Raw genomic sequence first — 18,564 nt, forward strand, 5'->3', positions numbered from 1 at the left:
GGGACGTGCCCCGACCTCGCCGTTCCGCCCCGCGCCCCCGTCCCGCCGACCCCGACGTCGGTCTCGAGCTCGAGCTCGAGACCGGTCCCGTCGCGCACGGCGGGCACTGCGTCGCCCGTCACGAGGGCCGGGTGGTGTTCGTGCGCCACACCCTGCCCGGGGAGCGCGTCCGCGCCCGGGTCACCGAGGGCGGGAAGCGCTTCTGGAGGGCGGACGCCGTCGAGGTGCTCGACGCCTCGCCCGACCGCGTCGACCCGGCGTGGCCGGCCGCCGGACCCGGGGGAGCCGGCGGCGGCGAGCTGTCCCACGTCGCGCTGCCCGCCCAGCGCCGCTGGAAGGCCGACGTCCTCGCCGAGCAGCTGCAGCGCCTCGCGGGGCTGGAGCGGCCGGTCGCCGTCGAGGCGGCACCGGGCGACGACGTCCGGGGCGGGCTCGGCTACCGCACCCGCGTCGAGCTCGTCACCGACGAGGAGGGGCGCGCGGGCATGCGCGCGTTCCGGTCCCACCGGGTGGTGCCGCTGGACGGCATGCCGCTGGCGACGCCCGAGGTGGCGGCGCTCGCCGACGCCGAGGGCGTCTGGGGCGGTCGCTGGCGCGCCGGGCAGCGGCTGGAGCTCGTGGCGCCCGCGTCCGGGTCGGCGCCGGTCCTGCTCGTCGACGGCGTGCCCTGGCGCCGCGGCCGGCCCGACACCCGTGCCAACGCGCGCCGCGCCGTGACCGAGGAGGTGACCGTGGGCGGCCAGGAGCACCGCTACCGCGTCACCGCCGACGGGTTCTGGCAGGTGCACCGGGAGGCGCCGGGCGTGCTCGCGAACGCCGTGCTGGAGGCCGCCGGCGACCTGGACGGCGCGCGGGTCCTCGACCTGTACGCCGGTGCCGGGCTGTTCACGCTGCCGCTGGCCGCGGCCGTGGGCTCCGGTGGCCGGGTCGTGGCCGTCGAGTCCGACCCCCGGGCCGTCAAGGACGCGCGCCGCAACGCCCACGACACCCCGCAGGTCGAGCTGCACCTCGGTGCCGTGGACACGGTGCTGCTCGACGGGGACGCGGCCGGCGACGGTGCCGGCGAGGCCGACGTCGTGGTGCTCGACCCGCCGCGGGCCGGCGCGGGACGTGCCGTGGTGCAGGCGATCGCGGACCGCCGTCCGACCCGGGTGGTCTACGTCGCCTGCGACCCCGCCGCGCTGGCGCGTGACGTCGGCTACCTGGCCGAGCACGGCTACGGGCTGACGGGTCTGCGCGCCTTCGACCTGTTCCCCATGACGCACCACGTCGAGGCCGTCGCGGTCCTGGAGCGCTGATGGGAGGGCCGGAGCGGCGGGGCGTGCGGCGCTGGCTGCCGCTGCGGCTGGCCGTCGTGGCCGCCGTCGTCCTGGTCGGCCTGCTCGTGGCGGTCCTGGCGCGCCAGCCGTCCGACGACCCCGTCCTGCAGACGTACGAGGGCGTGCCCGCGGGCGTGGCGCAGGACGAGCCCGTGGACGGCGAACCCGGCTGGGTGCTCGGCGAGGACGGCCGGCTCGCCGTCTACGCGGCCGGGAGCTCGTCGTGCCCGTGGCGACCGACGTCGGTCACGGCCGACGGGAACCAGGTCACGGTCCGCCTCGAGGTCGACGGCGGGCCCGTGTGCACCATGGACGTCGTCTACACCACCAGCGTCGTGGGGCTGCCCGACGGCGTGGACCCGGACAGCCTGGAGGTCGAGCTCGAGCTCGTCGGCTGACCCGGGACGTCGCCGCGCACCGGCGCCCGTCAGATCCGCGCGAGCAGTCCCGCCAGGGACGCGGCGACGGCGTCGGGGTCGGTGAGCAGGTGCAGGTGGCCGCCGGGCAGCGAGTCGGTGGGCCAGCCGGCCTCGCGGGCGCGCTGCGCCTCGCGGGCGTAGGTGTCGCCGAAGGAGAGGTAGGCGAGACGGCCCCGCTCCCAGCCGGCGGGGACCTGCACGGTGGACTCGGTGTAGCTGAGCGGCATCCGCGGTGCCTCCGCCTCCAGCCGGTCGAGGGTGGCGTCGTCGGGCAGGAGCCGGCGGACCTCCTCGCGCGGCCACCAGGACGGCCACGGGGGCAGGAGCCCGTCGGCGTCGGCGAGGTCGCGCAGTTGCTCCCGCAGGTCCGGCGGCACCAGGGGAGCCTCGCCGGAGGCGGGTGGCAGCGCGGCGTCGACGAAGACGGTGCCGGCGAGCGGGCCCGCCGCGGCGATCGCGGGGACGTACAGACCGGCGTTCGAGTGGGGCACCAGCACCAGGAGGTCGTCGTCGGGCAACGACGCCTCGCACCGGTCGAGCACCTGCTCCGGCGAGGTGCCCCGGGTGTCGGCGACGAGCGTCTGCCAGCCGTGCGAGCGCAGCCGCTGGGCCACCGGCTCCCAGACGGCGGGGCCGAGGAACGGGCTGGGCAGGAAGGTCACGATCGGCCGTTCGACGACGGCGGTGGGGGTCGTCATGGGTCCAGCCTGTCATCCGTCGAGGCGACGCCGAGCCAGGTGTGCCGGTTGCGCCACCAGCACCAGCCGATCTTGGTCGCACCGCGGCGTGTGCTGCCGTCCCGTCCGGTGCCGCCGGAGATCCACAGCGCCGGGGTGCGGGCGTCGTACGTGCCGTCGGGCCGGCGTCGTCGCGAGCCGATCGTCATGAAGCAGCGCCCGGGCTCGAGAACCTCCGGGTCCTGCAGCACCCACTGGGCGCCTTCGGCGAGCGTGAGCGGGGAGCGGCCACGCGCGGCGATCCGGGCCGCCGCCTCCTGCGGGGAGGCGTTCGCCATCTCGTCGCCGCGCTCCGGTCCGTTCACGAGGTAGACGTCGGCGTCCGGGACCTCGAGGCCGTCGACCGGACCGAACGCGTCGACGTCGGTCATGTCCTCGACCACGAACCCTTCGCGCTCGACGACGCCCGTGCGGGTGCGCACCGTGCGTCGCAGGTGCGGGGCCAGTGCCGACGGCGAGAGGTGGCGCGGGTGCACCACGAGCAGCGCGCCGGGCGGTGCGTCGACGGCGAGGCGCCGGGCGGCCGAGCGGAGGCCGGCGGCGTCGAGACGGTCCGGGGCGGCCGGGGTGCCGTCGTCGGGCACGAGGCCCAGCGCGACGAGGCGGTCGGCCTGGGCCGGCACCGGGGGCAGGGCGGCGGGCACGGGGCTCCTTCCGTCGGACGTCAGGGTCAACGCCGCGCGCGTGCCACGCGTTCCGGGTGAGGCACGCCTAAGTATCTTGACGTCAAGATATATGGGCTATGCTGGGCACAGCCCGGCGACCTCTGCGTACGCTGGGACAGCCCCCGCACGAGACGGCGTCGGAACCGCTGCGACCAGCGCAGGTCGGGTCCCGTCCGCCGGAAAGCCCCCGAGAAGGAGCCGCAGTGAGCAGCGTGGACACATTCGGATCGAAGGGAACCCTGGACGTCGGAGGGAACTCCTACGAGATCTTCCGGCTCTCCGCGGTCGAGGGGCTCGAGCGCCTCCCGTACTCGCTGAAGATCCTCGCCGAGAACCTGCTGCGCACCGAGGACGGCGCGAACATCACCGCCGACCACGTGCGCGCCCTGGCCGACTGGGACCCGGACGCCCAGCCCAGCACCGAGATCCAGTTCACCCCGGGCCGCGTCATCATGCAGGACTTCACCGGCGTGCCCTGCGTGGTCGACCTGGCCACCATGCGCGAGGCGGTCGAGGAGCTCGGTGGAGACCCCACCCGCATCAACCCGCTCGCACCCGCCGAGATGGTCATCGACCACTCCGTGCAGATCGACGTCGCCGGCACGACCGAGGCCTTCGAGCGCAACGTCGAGTTCGAGTACGAGCGCAACCACGAGCGCTACCAGTTCCTGCGCTGGGGCCAGACGGCGTTCGACGACTTCAAGGTCGTCCCCCCGGGCACCGGCATCGTCCACCAGGTCAACATTGAGTACCTGGCCCGCACCGTCATGACCCGTGAGGTCGACGGCGTCCTGCGCGCCTACCCGGACACCTGCGTGGGCACCGACTCGCACACGACGATGGTCAACGGTCTCGGCGTGCTCGGCTGGGGCGTCGGCGGCATCGAGGCCGAGGCGGCCATGCTCGGCCAGCCGGTCTCGATGCTCATCCCGCGCGTCGTCGGCTTCAAGCTGACCGGCGAGATCCCCGCCGGCGTCACCGCCACCGACGTCGTGCTGACGATCACCCAGATGCTGCGCCAGCACGGCGCCGTCGGGAAGTTCGTCGAGTTCTACGGTTCCGGCGTCGGCCAGGTGCCGCTGGCCAACCGCGCCACCATCGGCAACATGTCGCCGGAGTTCGGCTCGACCGCCGCGATCTTCCCGATCGACGACGTCACCATCGACTACCTGCGCCTGACCGGCCGCAGCGAGGACCAGCTCGCCCTCGTCGAGGCCTACGCCAAGGAGCAGGGACTCTGGCTGGACCCGAGCTCGGACGACTACGTCGAGCCGACCTTCTCGGAGTACATGGAGCTCGACCTGTCGACGGTCGTGCCGTCCATCGCCGGCCCGAAGCGTCCGCAGGACCGCATCGAGCTGACGCACGCCAAGGCCGCGTTCGCCCGCGACCTGCCGAACTACGCCTCCGACGTCGTCGACTCCGTGGACGAGGCCGAGATCGAGTCCTTCCCGGCCTCCGACTCGCCGTCGACCCACGACCAGGTGCGCCGCACGGTGCCCGTCACCGACTCCCAGGGGCGCGAGTTCGAGCTGTTCCACGGCGCGGTGGCGATCGCCTCGATCACCTCCTGCACCAACACCTCGAACCCGTCGGTCATGCTCGCCGCGGCGCTGCTGGCCAAGAACGCCGTCGACAAGGGCCTGGTCTCCAAGCCCTGGGTGAAGACCTCGATGGCCCCCGGGTCGCAGGTCGTGACCAACTACTACGAGAAGGCCGGCCTGTGGCCGTACCTGGAGAAGCTCGGCTTCCACCTGGTGGGCTACGGCTGCACGACGTGCATCGGCAACTCGGGCCCGCTGGACGAGAAGGTCTCCGAGGCGGTCCAGGAGAACGACCTCGCCGTCGTCTCGGTGCTGTCCGGCAACCGCAACTTCGAGGGCCGGATCAACCCGGACGTGAAGATGAACTACCTGGCCTCGCCGCCGCTGGTCATCGCCTACGCCCTGGCCGGCACCATGGAGTTCGACTTCGACGCCGACCCGCTGGGCCGCGACGAGGACGGCAAGCCGATCTTCCTCAAGGACATCTGGCCCACGCCGGAGGAGGTCCAGGCCACGATCGAGTCGTCGATCGACCGCAAGATGTTCGAGAAGGACTACGCCGACGTCTTCACCGGTGACGACCGCTGGCGCGCGCTGGAGACCCCCGAGGGCTCCACGTTCTCCTGGGACACCGAGTCCACCTACGTGCGTCGTCCTCCGTACTTCGAGGGCATGGGCGCCGAGCCGGCGCCGGTCGAGGACATCACCGGCGCCCGGGTGCTCGCCAAGCTCGGCGACTCGGTCACCACCGACCACATCTCGCCGGCCGGTGCGATCAAGCCGGACAGCCCGGCGGGCAAGTACCTGGCCGAGCACGGGATCGCGCGGCGTGACTTCAACTCCTACGGCTCGCGCCGCGGGAACCACGAGGTCATGATCCGTGGCACGTTCGCCAACATCCGTCTGAAGAACCTGCTGCTGGACGGCGTCGAGGGTGGTTTCACCCACAACTTCGTCACCGGCGAGCAGGACACCATCTACGACGCCGCGCAGGACTACGCCGAGCAGGGCACCCCGCTGGTGGTCCTCGGCGGCAAGGAGTACGGCTCCGGCTCCTCGCGCGACTGGGCGGCGAAGGGCACCGCGCTGCTCGGCGTCAAGGCGGTCATCACCGAGTCGTTCGAGCGCATCCACCGCTCGAACCTCATCGGCATGGGCGTGCTCCCGCTGCAGTTCCCGGCCGGGGAGTCCGTCGACTCCCTCGGTCTTGACGGCACCGAGACGTTCGACATCGCCGGCATCACCGCTCTCAACGACGGCGAGACCCCGGAGACGCTGAAGGTCACGGCGACCAAGGACGACGGCAGCACCGTCGAGTTCGACGCCGTGGTCCGCATCGACACCCCGGGTGAGGCGGACTACTACCGCAACGGCGGCATCCTGCAGTACGTGCTGCGCTCGCTGGTCGACTGAGACCGGCTCCGGCCCGCACGACGACGCCCCGTCGCTCCTGGAGAGCGGCGGGGCGTCGTCGTGCCCTCGTCTGTGGGTATGGATTGTGCGGGTCCGGAGCGCTTCGGACCCGCAGAAATCATGCCCACAACTGCACGGGTCAGACGGTGACGCGGGTGAGGTGGTCGACGACGGTCTTGACGACGGTCTCGTCGTCGAGGACGCCGTTGTGGCCCTGGCCCTCGGTGATCATCAGCTCGCTGCCCGGGTGCGCCGCGTGTAGCGCGTACGCCTCCTCGGCGCCGTGCATCCGGTCGTCGGCGTCCTGGACGAAGAGCGTCCCGACGTGCTCCGGCACCGGGTGGCGGCGCAGGTCGAAGCGGTCGCGCAGACCGTCCTGGCCGGGGAACTCCCGGCGGGTGATGTCGTCGCACAGCCGGTCCAGCAGGCGGGGCGCGATGCCGACGAGCCGCATGTAGGTCGCCGTGACGGAGTCGAAGCTCGTGGGTCCGGCCAGCGAGGCGAAGCGTTCGGCCCGAAAGCCCTCGTGCAGGGCGAGCCCGGCCGTGAACGCGCCGAGGGAGTGGCCGACGACGGCGGTGTACGCGCCGTGCCGCGTTTGCATCGCGTGCATGGCCGCCATGTGCTCCACGACCGTGAGGCGGTCGCCGTCGGACTCGCCGTGGGCGGGGCCGTCGTAGGACTCCACCGACCACCCGGCCTCGACCAGCGCGCGCACGAGCGCACCGAAGCGGCTCGCGCGACGCTGCCAGCCGTGCACGAGCAGCACGCTGGGTGCCCCGGGGGAGGTCTCGCCCCACTGGTAGGTGGTCACCGTGAGGCCGTCGACCTCGACCGTGCCGCGGCGTGCGGCGTCGTGGACGTCCTGGTCGGCGGGGCGCACCCGGGCCCGCGGGCCGACCTGGGTGAAGAGTCGCGCGGCGATGCCGGTGGCGACCGGGGGAGCGACGACGGACAGCGTGCGGAACGTCGCGCGCAACGGTGCAGGAACCACGGTGTACCTCCTCGAACGGCTGGACGTAACCACCATAGCACTATCTGAACGATCGTACGTAAAGATTTCTCGTATACTCGTGTCATGACCATCCACGCACCCGAGCCGGAAGCCGCCACCGTCGCCCCGTCGTCGGACGGTCGGCGGCGCCGAGGTGACCGCACCCGCGCCGCGGTGCTGGACCACGCCGTCCAGCGCGCCTCCGCGGACGGGCTCGCCGGGCTGACGTTCGGGACGCTCGCGGCGGAGACCACGACCACCAAGAGCGCGATCGCCGGGTTGTTCGGGAACAAGGAGGGCCTCGAGATCGCCCTCGTGCAGCACGCGCGCGACATCTTCCTCGACGCGGTGATCGCCCCGGCACGCGCGGCGGCGCCGGGACTCGACCGCGTCTGGGCGCTCGCGCAGGGGTGGAGCGAGTACTCGCGCACCCGGACCTTCGCCGGCGGGTGCTTCTTCCGGGCGGTGGAGACCGAGGTGGACTCGCGGCCCGGTGCCGTGCGCGACGCCGTCGTGGCGGTGCGCCGCGAGTGGGACGGGTACCTGCAGCACCACGTCACCCTGGCGGTCGACGCCGGCGACCTGGCCGCCGACGTCGACCCGGCCCAGGTGGTCTTCGAGGTCGTGGCACTGCTCGGCACGGCCAACGACCGGTCGCTGCTGCTGGACGACGACGGCGCCTACGCGCGGGCGCTGGCGGCCGTGCGGACGATGCTGGTGGCCCACGGCGCCGACCCGGAGCGGCTGCGCTGATCCCCGCGGACGGTCACACGAAACCGAACAGCGGGCCGAACGCGACGACGACCAGCGCCGCCCAGGCCGCGTAGACCGGGAGGTAGGCGGTCTGCCAGCGCTCGAGGTCGCCGAAGGCGCGACGGTGCCGGAGCAGGCCGAGCAGCAGCCACGCCGAGCGTGCGAGGTGGACGGCCAGCAGCAGGTTCAGCCCGAGGGCGGCGACCTTGTTCGGGCTCGCCCCGAACTCGGCGATCCGGGTGAGCATCGCGGTCAGGGCGACGGCGTCCACGGCCAGGGCCACCGTGACCAGGCCGAGCTGGAGGCCGTCGAACAGCCCCGGACGCGCCAGCGGGTCCCGGGCCGAGACCGAGTACATCACCAGTGCCAGGACGAGCAGCAGCACCCCGTCCATGAGGATGAGCAGCTCGCGGTCGACGGTGGTGAGGTCGCCGGCGGTGGCCAGCGCCACCAGGCAGGCCACGAGCGTCAGCGTGGTGAGCGGGGTGAAGACCCGGGTCAGCACCGGGGCGATGTTCTCCACGACCTCCTGCTTGGCCTCGACGAGCCAGGCCGCCACGAGGAACGCGCCGGGGACGCACACCGGCAGGATCCACTGCTCGAGCGCGGGTTCGAGGTCGAGGCCGGTGAGGCTGAACAGGCCGGCCGTCAGCCCGACCAGCACCCCGCCGCCCAGGGCCAGCAGCACGAAGTAGATCGCCAGCTCGCCGGTGAACCGGACGAAGTCCATCCGGCGGTCCGGCGAGCGCCAGCGGCCGCCGGCGTAGGCGACGCCCACCAGCGCCCACAGCACCACCGGCGCGTGCAGGGCGGCCAGGGCGAGCGTGGACCCGTCGACCGTGTAGGGGTAGAGGTTCAGGACCGCGGCGAGGACCACGAGGCCGGTGACCAGCACACCGGTGGTGGACGCCGCGAGGCGCCGCTTCCAGCCGAGGTACCCCGCGACGAACGGGGCCACGAGCAGACCCAGGTTGGTCAGGAACGCCCCCTCGTCGAGGAACGTCGCACCCGCCTTGACCGCCAGCCCGGCGCCGACGGCGCAGGCGAGGACGACCGCCAGCTCCCGCCGCGCGGGGGAAACGTCCTCCTCGGTGCCGTCGGGGAGCAGGACGAGCTGCTTCCACAGTCGCTCCGAGTGGGCACGGGCGAACTCGCGGGAGACGGCGTCGAGACGTCCCATCCGTTTGACCGCCACGAGGAACGCCTCCTCGTCGTCGAGCCCGGCGGCGCGCAGGTCGTCGATGCGCTCGCGCAGGTGGTCGGTCATCTCGTCGACGTCGTCCGGCGCGACCGCACGGTGCCGCCGGACGTAGTCCCGCCAGCGGTCGATCTGCGCCTCGAGGACCTCCGGGGCGTTCATGCCGTCCCTCCGGCCGTCGCCGGTCCGGCCTGGGGCGCCGGCACGTCGGACAGGGTGCGCCAGACCTCGCCGAGCGTCTCGGCGACCACGTCCCACTGCCGGCGTCGTTCGGCCAGGGCCTCGTGCCCGGCCGGGGTGAGGGCGTAGTGCTTGCGACGCCGGCCGGATCCTGAGCGTCCCCACGACGCCTCGACCAGGCCGTTGCGCTCCAGGCGGTGCAGCAGGGGGTAGAGCATGCCGTCCGTCCAGCTCATCCGGCCGCCGGACAGCTCGGCGACGCGTTTGGCGATCGCGTACCCGTACGACTCGCCCTCAGCGAGGATGCCGAGCACGAGCGGTGTCGCGGAGGCCGCGACGAGATCCTTGTCGATGTGCATAGCGCCTCTATCCCTCGATGTACGAGGTATTAAACCCTCGAGCTGCGAGGTATCGCAAGAGGTGCGGGAGCGTCCCGGGTCAGACGAAGCCGAAGAGCGGGCCGAACGCGACCACGACGAGGAACGCCCACCCGACGTAGAAGGGCAGGACCGCGGCCTGCCAGCGGTCCAGGCCCGCGACCCCGTCGCGCCGCCGCAGCATGGAGACCAGCAGCCAGGCCGACCAGACCAGGTGGACCGCCATCAGCACGCCGAGACCGAGCACGGCGACCTTGTTCGGGCTCGCCCCGAACGCGGCGGTCCGGGCGACCATCGCGGTCAGCACCACGCCGTCGACGGCGGTGGCCGCCACCGTCATCGCCAGCAGGACTCCGTCGAAGAAGCCGGGCCGCCGACCCGGGGTGCGGGCGGCGACCGCGTACAGCAGCAGCGCCAGCGCGACGACGAGCACCGAGGCCAGGGTGACGAGGAACTCGCGGTCGACGGTGGTCAGGCTGCCCACCGCCCCCAGGACGGCGACGCTCACGAGCAGCGTGATCGTGGTCAGCGGGACGAAGATCTTCGCCAGCACCGGGGCGATGTTCTCCACGACCTCCTGCTTGGCCTCGACGAGCCACGCCGCGACGAGCAGCGCGCCGGGGACGCCCATCGGCAGCACCCAGTCCTCGATCACCCCCTGGAACTCCACGTCGGCCAGGGTCAGCAGACCGATCGTGAGCCCGACGAGCAGGCCGCCGCCCAGGGCGATCAGGGCGTAGTAGACCACCAGCTCGCCGGTGAAGCGCAGGTACTGCAGCCTGCCCGCCGTCGAGCGCCACCTGCCCGCCGCGTACGCGACGCCGATCAGCCCCCAGAGCACGATCGGTGCGTGCACCGCGGCGAGGAAGCCCGTCGACCCGCCGACGTCGAACGGGTAGACGTTGATCGCCACGGCGAGGACGGCCGTCAGGAGCAGCAGCACCGCCGCGGTGCGCCACGACACCCGCCGCTTCCAGGCGAAGTAGGCGCCGAGGAACGGCGCCACGAGCAGGGCGACGTTGTGGCCGAACGCCGTGCTGTCGAGCTGGGCGACCCCCACCTTGACGCTGACGCCGGCGCCGACGGCCAGCGCCGCCACCACGCCGACCCCCCGCCAGTCGACCGTGGTGCCGCCCGGGGCAGCCGGTGACCGGTCGAACCGCCGCCAGAACACCGCCGCCTGCTCACGGGCGACCTCGCGCGCCACCGGGTCCTCCCGGTCGACGCGCATCACGGCCACGAGGAACGCCTCGTCGTCGTCGAGCCCGGCCTCCTGCAGCGTGGCGATCCGGGACCGGAGGCGTGCGGTGCGCCCCTCGACGTCGTCGGCCTCGTGCCGCCGCAGCGCCTCGCGCCAGCTCTCGAGACGAGCCTCCGCCGACTGCTCGGAGCCCGCCGGGTGCCCTGTCCCGCGCCCTCGGTCGCTGCTCATGGCTCCGCCGCTCCTCGCTCTCCTCCCATTGAAACGCCGGGGACGGCGCCTCACCACGCAGGAGGCGTCAGTGCCGGGAGGCGGCGTCATCGGCCGACGCGTCGGCGAGCACCTGGTCCAGGCTCTCGACGCCCAGCGGGGGCAGCCAGGCGTGCTCGGCGGACGAGTCGACGACCATCGCGCTCGCCATGGCCACCGCCCACCCGCGGGCGCGCACCCACACCGGGTCGTCGGCGGGGTAGCGGTGCGCGAGGGCACGCCGGAACTCCGCCCGCCCGGCATCGTCGAAGGTCAGCCACGCGGTGGCGAGGTCCGTGGCGGGGTCGCCGGAGGTGACGTCCCCGAAGTCGACCACGGCGGCGAGACCGTCGTCGTCACCGACGACGACGTTGCCGGGGTGCGGGTCGCCGTGCACCCAGACCGCCGGCCCGTCGTGGAGCGGGGCGGCCAGCGCGTCCTCCCACACCGCGGCGAGCCGGGCGGCGGACCCGACCCGCGGGTCGGCGAGCCGGCGGCGGACGGCCTGGTCCCGGGTGGTCAACGGCACGCCGCGCACCGGGTTGACCGGCGCGTCGAGGGCCGGTGCGTGCAGGGCGTCGAGGAACGCGGCCAGCGGTGCGGCCAGGCGCTGCCGTCGGGGACGCGGGACGTCCGCCGCGCGGTGCCCTGCGAACCACGGCACCACCGACCAGTGCCACGGGTACGCCGGGTCGGTGCTCGGCACCCCGACGCGGACCGGCGCCGGGACGGGCACGGGCAGCCGCGCCGCCAGCCAGGGCAGGGACTCCTGCTCGTGCACGACGAGCGGCGCCGCCGGCTCGCGGCGCGGCAGCCGGACGGCGAGGTCGCCGCCCAGGCGGACCATGACGTTGTCCCAGCCCTCGGCGGCGACCCGCAGCGGGCGGTCGGCCAGGTCCGGGTGCTGGGCTTCCAGCAGCGCGCGGACCAGGCCGACGTCGATCTCGATCTCGGCCGCCGCCATCAGGGGTCGAGCTCGATCTCGCGCCCCCGGTCCCACGGCTCGGTCCAGCCCAGGTGGTCGAACAGCGCGTCCAGGACGCCCGCGGTGAAGCCCCAGACGAGGTGGTCGGTGCCCGCGTCGTGCACCCGGAACGCCGGGCCGCGCCAGACCTGGCCCGACCGCCGCAGCACCGTGGTCACGCGCCGGTCGGGGTCGAGCAGGTCCGCGACCGGGGCGCGGAACACGTGCGAGGACTCGGCCGGGTCGACGACCCCGACGGGGGACTGGCGCGTCCACCAGGCCAGCACGGGCGTGACGACGTGGTTGCTCACCGGCATCGGCAGCGTGGCCAGCGTGCCCAGCACCTCGATCCCCGCGGGGTCGACGCCGGTCTCCTCGCGGGCCTCGCGCAGCGCGGCCGACACCGCGTCCTCGTCCGCGTCCGCGCGCCCGCCGGGGAACGCCACCTGGCCGGCGTGCGAGCTCAGCGTCGCCGCCCGGGAGAGCAGCAGCACGTCGAGGTCGTGCGAGACGGCCTGCGCCTGCGCGTGGTGGTCCGAGGGCAGCCCGTCCAGGACGCCGAACAGCACGAGGACGGACGCCGGACGCGCGAGCCGCGGGTCGAGCTCGCCGCGGGCGTGCGGCCAGGGGCCCGCGAACGAGCCGTCGCGGGCGAGGGCCGCCAGCTGGTCGCGCGCCGGGTCGGGACGGTCGGTCACCCCGGTCACCAGGAGGTCGGCAGGGGCATGCCCTCGGCGAACCCGGCGGCCGACTGGATGCCCACCGTGGCGCGGTCGGCGAACTCGGCCAGGGTGCGCGCCCCGGCGTACGTGCAGCTCGAGCGCAGGCCGGAGGTGATCTCGTCGAGCAGGTCCTCGACACCCGGCCGGCGGGGGTCCAGGTACATCTTGCCGGTCGAGATGCCCTCCTCGTACAGCGCCTTGCGGGCGCGGTCGAACGCCGACCCCTCGCCCGCGGTGCGCGCGGCGACGGCCCGTGCCGAGGCCATGCCGAACGAGTCCTTGTACAGCCGGCCCGACCCGTCCTCGTGCAGGTCGCCCGGGGACTCGTAGGTCCCGGCGAACCAGGAGCCGACCATCACCTGCGACGCGCCGGCGGCCAGCGCCAGGGCGACGTCGCGCGGGTGCCGCACGCCGCCGTCAGCCCAGACGTGCTTGCCCAGCTCACGGGCGGCGGCCGCGCACTCCAGCACGGCCGAGAACTGCGGGCGCCCGACGGCGGTCTGCATCCGCGTGGTGCACATGGCGCCCGGGCCGACACCCACCTTGATGATGTCGGCCCCCGCGGCGGCGAGGTCGCGCACTCCCTGTGCCGTCACGACGTTGCCGGCCACGACCGGCACCTGCGGGTCGACGGACCGGACCGCCTGCAGCGCGGCGATCATCTTGTCCTGGTGGCCGTGCGCCGTGTCGACGACGAGCACGTCGATCCCGGCGTCCAGCAGCTCGCGGCTGGTGGCCGCGACGTCGCCGTTGATGCCGACGGCGGCACCGATGCGCAGCCGACCGCGGGCGTCCAGGGCGGGGGAGTAGACGGTCGAGCGCACGGCGCCCTTGCGGGTGAGCACCCCGGCCAGCACGCCGTCGCGCACGACGGGGGCGAGCTGGATCTTCGCGGCGTGCAGCCGCTCGAACGTGGCGGGCAGGCCGTCGTCCTCGATCTCCTTGGCGTCGAGGGTCACCAGGTCCGTCGACATCACGGTGGCGACGCGGGCGAACCGGTCCACGGCGGTGCAGTCGTCCTCGGTCACCACGCCGACGGGGCGGCCCGCGTCGACCACGACGGCGGCGCCGTGCGACCGCTTGCCCAGCAGGGAGAGCACGTCGGCGACGGTGTCGGTCGGGGTCACCACGACCGGGGTCTCGACGACGGGGTCCTTGGACTTCACGTCCGCCACGACGTCGGCCACGACGTCGGCCGGGATGTCCTGGGGGAGGATGGCGATGCCGCCGCGGCGGGCCACGGTCTCGCTCATGCGGCGGCCGGCGACGGCCGTCATGTTCGCCACCACGACGGGGACCGTCGTCCCGGTGCCGTCGTCGCTGGACAGGTCCACGTCGAACCGGCTGGTGACGTCCGAGCGGGACGGCACCATGAAGACGTCGCCGTAGGTCAGGTCGGTGGTGGGCTGCTGGCCCGGGAGGAAACGCACCCTTCGAATCTACCGCGCATCCGCTGCACCGGGACGTCACGAACAGCACTTAGAGTTGTCTGATGATCTGCAGGAGGAACGTATGGGGCTGTTGAGCACGATCACCGCGCCCGAGGACGTGCGCAGGCTCGGTCCGGCCCAGACGCGGCAGCTGGCCACCGAGATCCGCGACTTCCTCGTGCACAACGTCTCCCGCACGGGCGGGCACCTCGGGCCGAACCTCGGCGTGGTCGAGCTGACGATCGCGCTGCACCGCGTGTACGACTCGCCGCGGGACACGCTGGTCTTCGACACCGGCCACCAGTCCTACGTGCACAAGCTGCTCACGGGGCGCCAGGACTTCGCCGACCTGCGCAAGCGCGGCGGCCTGTCCGGGTACCCGAGCCGGTCGGAGTCCGAGCACGACGTCGTGGAGAACTCCCACGCGTCGACGGCCCTGTCCTGGGCGGACGGCATCGCCAAGGCGAATGAGATCGGGCACCACGACGACAAGCACGTCGTCGCGGTGATCGGGGACGGCGCCCTGACCGGTGGCATGGCCTGGGAGGCCATCAACAACATCGCGGCCGGGCGCGACCGCCGGCTGGTCATCGTCGTCAACGACAACGGCCGCTCGTACTCGCCGACCATCGGCGGCGTGGCCGACCACCTGGCCACGCTGCGCACGACCCGTGGCTACGAGGCCTTCCTGGCGTGGGGCAAGCGCGCGCTGCAGCGCACCGGCCCGCCCGGACGCTTCGCCTACGGCTGGCTGCACGGCCTGAAGAAGGGCCTCAAGGACGTCGTCGCCCCGCAGGGGATGTTCGAGGACCTGGGGCTGAAGTACGTCGGCCCGGTCGACGGCCACGACGTCAGCGCGATGGAGCACGCCCTGCGGCGGGCCAAGACCTACGGCGGACCCGTCATCGTGCACGCGATCACCGAGAAGGGGCGCGGCTACATCCCGGCGGAGGAGGACGTCGCCGACCGCTTCCACGCGGTGGGCAAGATCCACCCCGAGACGGGGCTCCCGGTCGCGCCGTCGCGGTTCGGGTGGACCCAGGTGTTCGCCGAGGAGCTCGTGGAGATCGGGCGCCGCCGCCCCGACGTCGTGGCGATCACCGCGGCCATGCTGCACCCGGTCGGCATGGCGCCGTTCGCCGAGGAGTTCCCCGAGCGCACCTTCGACGTCGGCATCGCCGAGCAGCACGCCGCGACGTCGGCCGCCGGCATGGCGTTCGCCGGTCTGCACCCGGTGGTGGCGGTGTACGCCACGTTCCTCAACCGCGCCTTCGACCAGGTGCTGATGGACGTCGCCCTGCACAAGGCGGGCGTGACGTTCGTGCTCGACCGGGCCGGCGTCACGGGCGCCGACGGGCCCAGCCACAACGGCATGTGGGACATGGCGATGCTGCGCATCGTCCCGGGTCTGAGGCTGGCCGCCCCGCGCGACGAGGCGACGCTGCGCGCGGCCCTGCGCGCGGCCGTGGAGGTCGACGACGCGCCGACCGTCGTCCGGTACCCCAAGGGCGCCCTCGACGAGTCGATCGAGGCCGTCGAGACGCTGGAGGGGGTCGACGTCGTGGCGCGGCACACCCCGGGCGACGGCACCTCCGCACCCGCGCGCGTCCTCGTCGTCGGCGTCGGTGCGATGGCCGCCGCCGGTCTGGCGGCGGGGGAGTCGTTGGCGGCGCACGGGCTGGCGGTCGACGTCGTCTCCCCGACCTGGGTGCTGCCGGCGCCGGAGCGCCTGGTGAAGATGACCGGCGACCACGACCTCGTCGTCACGCTGGAGGACGGCGTCGTGGACGGCGGTGTCGGCGCGATGCTCGCCCAGCGCGCCGCCGCGCAGGGGATCCGCACGCCCTTCGCGCACACCGGCCTGCCGGTGGAGTTCCTCGACCACGCAAGCCGCGAGCAGATCATGTCCGCGCAGCGCATGCAGGCCGAGGACGCCGTGCGCGACGCGCTGGCGACGCTCTCCCAGGAGTGAGCTCTCCGCCCCCCTGAGCCGTTCCCGCCACCGGCCGCACCGTGAGACGGTGCGGCCGGTGGTCTGTGACGGACGTCTCGGCCGCCCTGTGGTCAGACCATTGCTTGTGAAGGTCTTCACGAATACGCTGGAAGCATCACCGAGCGAGCGTGAAGGAGCGGGACGATGACCGTCCAGGAAGAGCGTCAGACCACCACCGGTACCGCGTGGGAAGGTTTCGTCCCCGGACCGTGGTGCGACACGGTCGACGTCCGGGACTTCATCCAGCGCAACTACACGCCCTACGTGGGCGACGCGACGTTCCTGGCCGGGCCGACCGAGCGCACCGACGCCCTCTGGGCCCGGCTGAGCGCGATGTTCCCCGTCGAGCGCGAGAACGGCGTCTACGACGTCTCCTACGACGTCCCGGCCGGTATCACGGCGCACGAGCCGGGCTACATCGACCCCGCGAGCGAGATCATCGTCGGCCTGCAGACGGACGCCCCCCTCAAGCGCGCGATCATGCCGAACGGCGGCTGGCGGATGGTCGAGGGAGCCCTCAACACCTACGGCTACCCGGTCGACCAGGACCTCAAGAAGGTCTTCACCGAGTACCGCAAGACCCACAACCAGGGCGTCTTCGACGTCTACCCGCCGAACGTCCGGGCCGCCCGCAGCTCGCACGTGGTGACCGGCCTGCCCGACGCCTACGGCCGCGGCCGCATCATCGGCGACTACCGGCGCGTCGCGCTCTACGGCGTCGACGAGCTGATCGCGGCCAAGAAGCTCGACAAGCTGACCCTCGACGTCGAGCCGTTCAGCGAGACGGTGGCCCGGGCCCGCGAGGAGCACGCCGAGCAGATCCGGGCGCTCGGCGAGCTCAAGGAGATGGCCGCCTCCTACGGCGTGGACATCTCCGGCCCGGCGCGCACCGCCGTCGAGGCCGTGCAGTGGCTGTACTTCGGGTTCCTGGGGGCGGTCAAGGAGCAGAACGGTGCCGCGATGTCGCTCGGGCGCACCTCGACGTTCCTGGACGTCTACCTCGAGCGCGACCTCGCCGCCGGGCGGATCACCGAGGCCCGCGCGCAGGAGATCATGGACGACTTCGTCATCAAGCTGCGCATCGTCCGGTTCCTGCGCACCCCCGAGTACGACGCGCTGTTCTCCGGCGACCCCACCTGGGTCACCGAGACCATCGGCGGCATGGGCGCCGACGGCCGCACCCTGGTCACCAAGAACTCGTTCCGCATGCTGCAGACGCTGTACAACCTGGGGCCGGCGCCGGAGCCGAACATGACCGTGTTCTGGTCGGCCGACCTGCCGCAGGGGTTCAAGGACTTCTGCTCCCAGGTCTCCATCGACACCTCCGCGGTGCAGTACGAGTCCGACGAGGAGATCCGCACCGCGTGGGGCGACGACGCCGGCATCGCCTGCTGCGTCTCCCCGATGGCGATCGGCAAGCAGATGCAGTTCTTCGGCGCGCGCGTGAACCTCGCCAAGACCCTGCTCTACGCCATCAACGGCGGGCGCGACGAGATCACGGGCGCGCAGGTCTCGCCCGTCGCCACCCCGGTGCCCGAGGGCCTGCCCCTGGACTACGACGACGTCCGTGCCCGGTTCGACCAGACCATGGACTGGCTGGCCGCCACCTACGTCGAGGCGCTCAACTGCATCCACTGGTCCCACGACAAGTACGCCTACGAGCGGCTCGAGATGGCGCTGCACGACAAGGACGTGCTGCGCACCATGGCCTGCGGGATCGCCGGTCTGGCGGTGGCCACCGACTCGCTGTCGGCCATCCGCTACGCCACCGTCACCCCCGTCGTCGACGACCGCGGCATCGTCGTGGACTACCGCACCGAGGGCGACTACCCGGCCTACGGCAACGACGACGACCGCGCCGACGAGATCGCCGTGGACCTGGTGGAGTCGTTCATGGCCAAGGTGCGCAGCCACCGGATGTACCGCGACGCCGTGCCCACCCAGTCGGTGCTGACGATCACCTCGAACGTCGTCTACGGCAAGGCCACCGGGAACACCCCGGACGGCCGTCGCGCCGGCGAGCCGTTCTCCCCGGGGGCCAACCCGATGAACGGGCGCGACACCCACGGGATGCTCGCCTCCGCGCTGTCGGTGGCCAAGCTGCCCTACGAGGCGGCCCAGGACGGGATCTCGCTGACCAACACCGTCGTGCCGGCGGGGCTGGGACGGACCCGTGCGGAGCAGATCACCAACCTCTCCGGCCTGCTCGACGCGTCGTTCGGCGCGGGCGGTTACCACATGAACGTCAACGTGCTGGTGCGCTCCACGCTCGAGGACGCCATGGAGCACCCGGAGAACTACCCGCAGCTCACCATCCGGGTCTCGGGCTACGCCGTGAACTTCGTGCGGCTGACCCGCGAGCAGCAGCTCGACGTGCTGGCCCGGACCTTCCACGGGGAGATCTGA

Annotated in this window: 15 protein-coding genes; 6 read left to right on the forward strand and 9 right to left on the reverse strand. The window is 73.0% G+C overall.

Annotated elements, in window-relative coordinates:
• Window positions 1–5: 5 nt before the first annotated feature.
• The gene (locus tag HLI28_RS13845) at window positions 6–1,298 is read left to right on the forward strand and encodes a TRAM domain-containing protein (protein WP_171248139.1); all 1,293 of its coding nucleotides are present in this window, start codon (window positions 6–8) and stop codon (window positions 1,296–1,298) included.
• Window positions 1,298–1,717: a hypothetical protein gene (locus HLI28_RS13850; protein ID WP_171248140.1), complete on the forward strand. Its 420-nt coding sequence runs from the start codon at window positions 1,298–1,300 to the stop codon at window positions 1,715–1,717. The genes HLI28_RS13845 and HLI28_RS13850 overlap by 1 nt, the downstream gene beginning before the upstream one ends.
• A 29-nt stretch (window positions 1,718–1,746) precedes the next feature.
• Here HLI28_RS13850 and HLI28_RS13855 read toward each other — a convergent pair whose 3' ends face one another.
• Both HLI28_RS13855 and HLI28_RS13860 read right to left on the reverse strand, forming a co-directional pair.
• Window positions 1,747–2,436, reverse strand: coding sequence for a hypothetical protein (locus HLI28_RS13855; RefSeq protein ID WP_171248141.1), 690 nt, complete (start codon window positions 2,434–2,436; stop codon window positions 1,747–1,749).
• On the reverse strand, window positions 2,433–3,119 hold the full coding sequence (locus HLI28_RS13860; RefSeq protein WP_343035845.1) for a DUF5701 family protein: 687 nt from the start codon (window positions 3,117–3,119) through the stop codon (window positions 2,433–2,435). The genes HLI28_RS13855 and HLI28_RS13860 overlap by 4 nt, the downstream gene beginning before the upstream one ends.
• A 224-nt stretch (window positions 3,120–3,343) precedes the next feature.
• Here HLI28_RS13860 and acnA point away from each other — a divergent pair, with 224 nt between their 5' ends.
• Window positions 3,344–6,097 (forward strand): aconitate hydratase AcnA, encoded by a 2,754-nt coding sequence (acnA, locus tag HLI28_RS13865; RefSeq protein WP_343035846.1) that lies wholly within the window; start codon window positions 3,344–3,346, stop codon window positions 6,095–6,097.
• Between the two features lie 139 nt (window positions 6,098–6,236).
• Here the strand turns inward: acnA and HLI28_RS13870 are convergent, their stop codons facing one another.
• Entirely contained in the window at window positions 6,237–7,091 is an 855-nt protein-coding gene (locus HLI28_RS13870; protein WP_171248143.1) for an alpha/beta fold hydrolase, read from the reverse strand.
• Between the two features lie 84 nt (window positions 7,092–7,175).
• On the opposite strand from HLI28_RS13870, the gene HLI28_RS13875 reads away from it, so the two are divergent.
• Window positions 7,176–7,844, forward strand: a complete 669-nt coding sequence (locus HLI28_RS13875; RefSeq protein ID WP_171248144.1) for a TetR/AcrR family transcriptional regulator — start codon at window positions 7,176–7,178, stop codon at window positions 7,842–7,844.
• Between the two features lie 13 nt (window positions 7,845–7,857).
• On the opposite strand, the gene HLI28_RS13880 is transcribed toward HLI28_RS13875, so the two are convergent.
• The 6 genes from HLI28_RS13880 to HLI28_RS13905 form a co-directional block, all read right to left on the reverse strand.
• A complete protein-coding gene (locus HLI28_RS13880) occupies window positions 7,858–9,204 on the reverse strand; it encodes a permease prefix domain 1-containing protein (RefSeq protein WP_171248145.1) in 1,347 nt (448 codons plus the stop codon).
• Window positions 9,201–9,581: a PadR family transcriptional regulator gene (locus HLI28_RS13885; RefSeq protein ID WP_171248146.1), complete on the reverse strand. Its 381-nt coding sequence runs from the start codon at window positions 9,579–9,581 to the stop codon at window positions 9,201–9,203. Before HLI28_RS13885 ends, HLI28_RS13880 begins: the two co-directional genes overlap by 4 nt.
• 79 nt (window positions 9,582–9,660) lie before the next feature.
• Window positions 9,661–11,031 (reverse strand): hypothetical protein, encoded by a 1,371-nt coding sequence (locus tag HLI28_RS13890; protein WP_171248147.1) that lies wholly within the window; start codon window positions 11,029–11,031, stop codon window positions 9,661–9,663.
• 67 nt (window positions 11,032–11,098) lie between these two features.
• Window positions 11,099–12,013 (reverse strand): aminoglycoside phosphotransferase family protein, encoded by a 915-nt coding sequence (locus HLI28_RS13895; protein ID WP_171248148.1) that lies wholly within the window; start codon window positions 12,011–12,013, stop codon window positions 11,099–11,101.
• Window positions 12,013–12,711, reverse strand: a complete 699-nt coding sequence (locus HLI28_RS13900) for an NUDIX hydrolase (protein ID WP_171248149.1) — start codon at window positions 12,709–12,711, stop codon at window positions 12,013–12,015. The genes HLI28_RS13895 and HLI28_RS13900 overlap by 1 nt, the downstream gene beginning before the upstream one ends.
• A gap of 5 nt (window positions 12,712–12,716) precedes the next feature.
• Window positions 12,717–14,165 carry a GuaB1 family IMP dehydrogenase-related protein gene (locus tag HLI28_RS13905; RefSeq protein WP_171248150.1) on the reverse strand — a complete coding sequence of 483 codons (1,449 nt, stop codon included), beginning with the start codon at window positions 14,163–14,165 and terminating at the stop codon, window positions 12,717–12,719.
• An 82-nt stretch (window positions 14,166–14,247) separates the two neighbouring features.
• On the opposite strand from HLI28_RS13905, the gene dxs reads away from it, so the two are divergent.
• Together dxs and pflB are read left to right on the forward strand one after the other, a co-directional pair.
• Window positions 14,248–16,137, forward strand: coding sequence for a 1-deoxy-D-xylulose-5-phosphate synthase (dxs, locus tag HLI28_RS13910; protein ID WP_171248151.1), 1,890 nt, complete (start codon window positions 14,248–14,250; stop codon window positions 16,135–16,137).
• Between the two features lie 165 nt (window positions 16,138–16,302).
• On the forward strand, window positions 16,303–18,564 hold the full coding sequence (gene pflB, locus HLI28_RS13915) for a formate C-acetyltransferase (protein ID WP_171248152.1): 2,262 nt from the start codon (window positions 16,303–16,305) through the stop codon (window positions 18,562–18,564).

It is taken from the genome of Isoptericola sediminis, from assembly GCF_013085345.1.
GTDB lineage: Bacteria > Actinomycetota > Actinomycetes > Actinomycetales > Cellulomonadaceae > Isoptericola > Isoptericola sediminis.

What these genes read in the sequence shown, in the direction of transcription:
- dxs (WP_171248151.1), top strand. Translation starts at nt 14,248, where the DNA reads ATGGGGCTGTTGAGCACGATCACCGCGCCCGAGGACGTGCGCAGGCTC.
- pflB (WP_171248152.1), top strand. Translation starts at nt 16,303, where the DNA reads ATGACCGTCCAGGAAGAGCGTCAGACCACCACCGGTACCGCGTGGGAA.
- HLI28_RS13885 (WP_171248146.1), bottom strand. Translation starts at nt 9,581, where the DNA reads ATGCACATCGACAAGGATCTCGTCGCGGCCTCCGCGACACCGCTCGTG.
- HLI28_RS13875 (WP_171248144.1), top strand. Translation starts at nt 7,176, where the DNA reads ATGACCATCCACGCACCCGAGCCGGAAGCCGCCACCGTCGCCCCGTCG.
- HLI28_RS13850 (WP_171248140.1), top strand. Translation starts at nt 1,298, where the DNA reads ATGGGAGGGCCGGAGCGGCGGGGCGTGCGGCGCTGGCTGCCGCTGCGG.
- HLI28_RS13890 (WP_171248147.1), bottom strand. Translation starts at nt 11,031, where the DNA reads ATGAGCAGCGACCGAGGGCGCGGGACAGGGCACCCGGCGGGCTCCGAG.
- HLI28_RS13855 (WP_171248141.1), bottom strand. Translation starts at nt 2,436, where the DNA reads ATGACGACCCCCACCGCCGTCGTCGAACGGCCGATCGTGACCTTCCTG.
- HLI28_RS13880 (WP_171248145.1), bottom strand. Translation starts at nt 9,204, where the DNA reads ATGAACGCCCCGGAGGTCCTCGAGGCGCAGATCGACCGCTGGCGGGAC.
- HLI28_RS13895 (WP_171248148.1), bottom strand. Translation starts at nt 12,013, where the DNA reads ATGGCGGCGGCCGAGATCGAGATCGACGTCGGCCTGGTCCGCGCGCTG.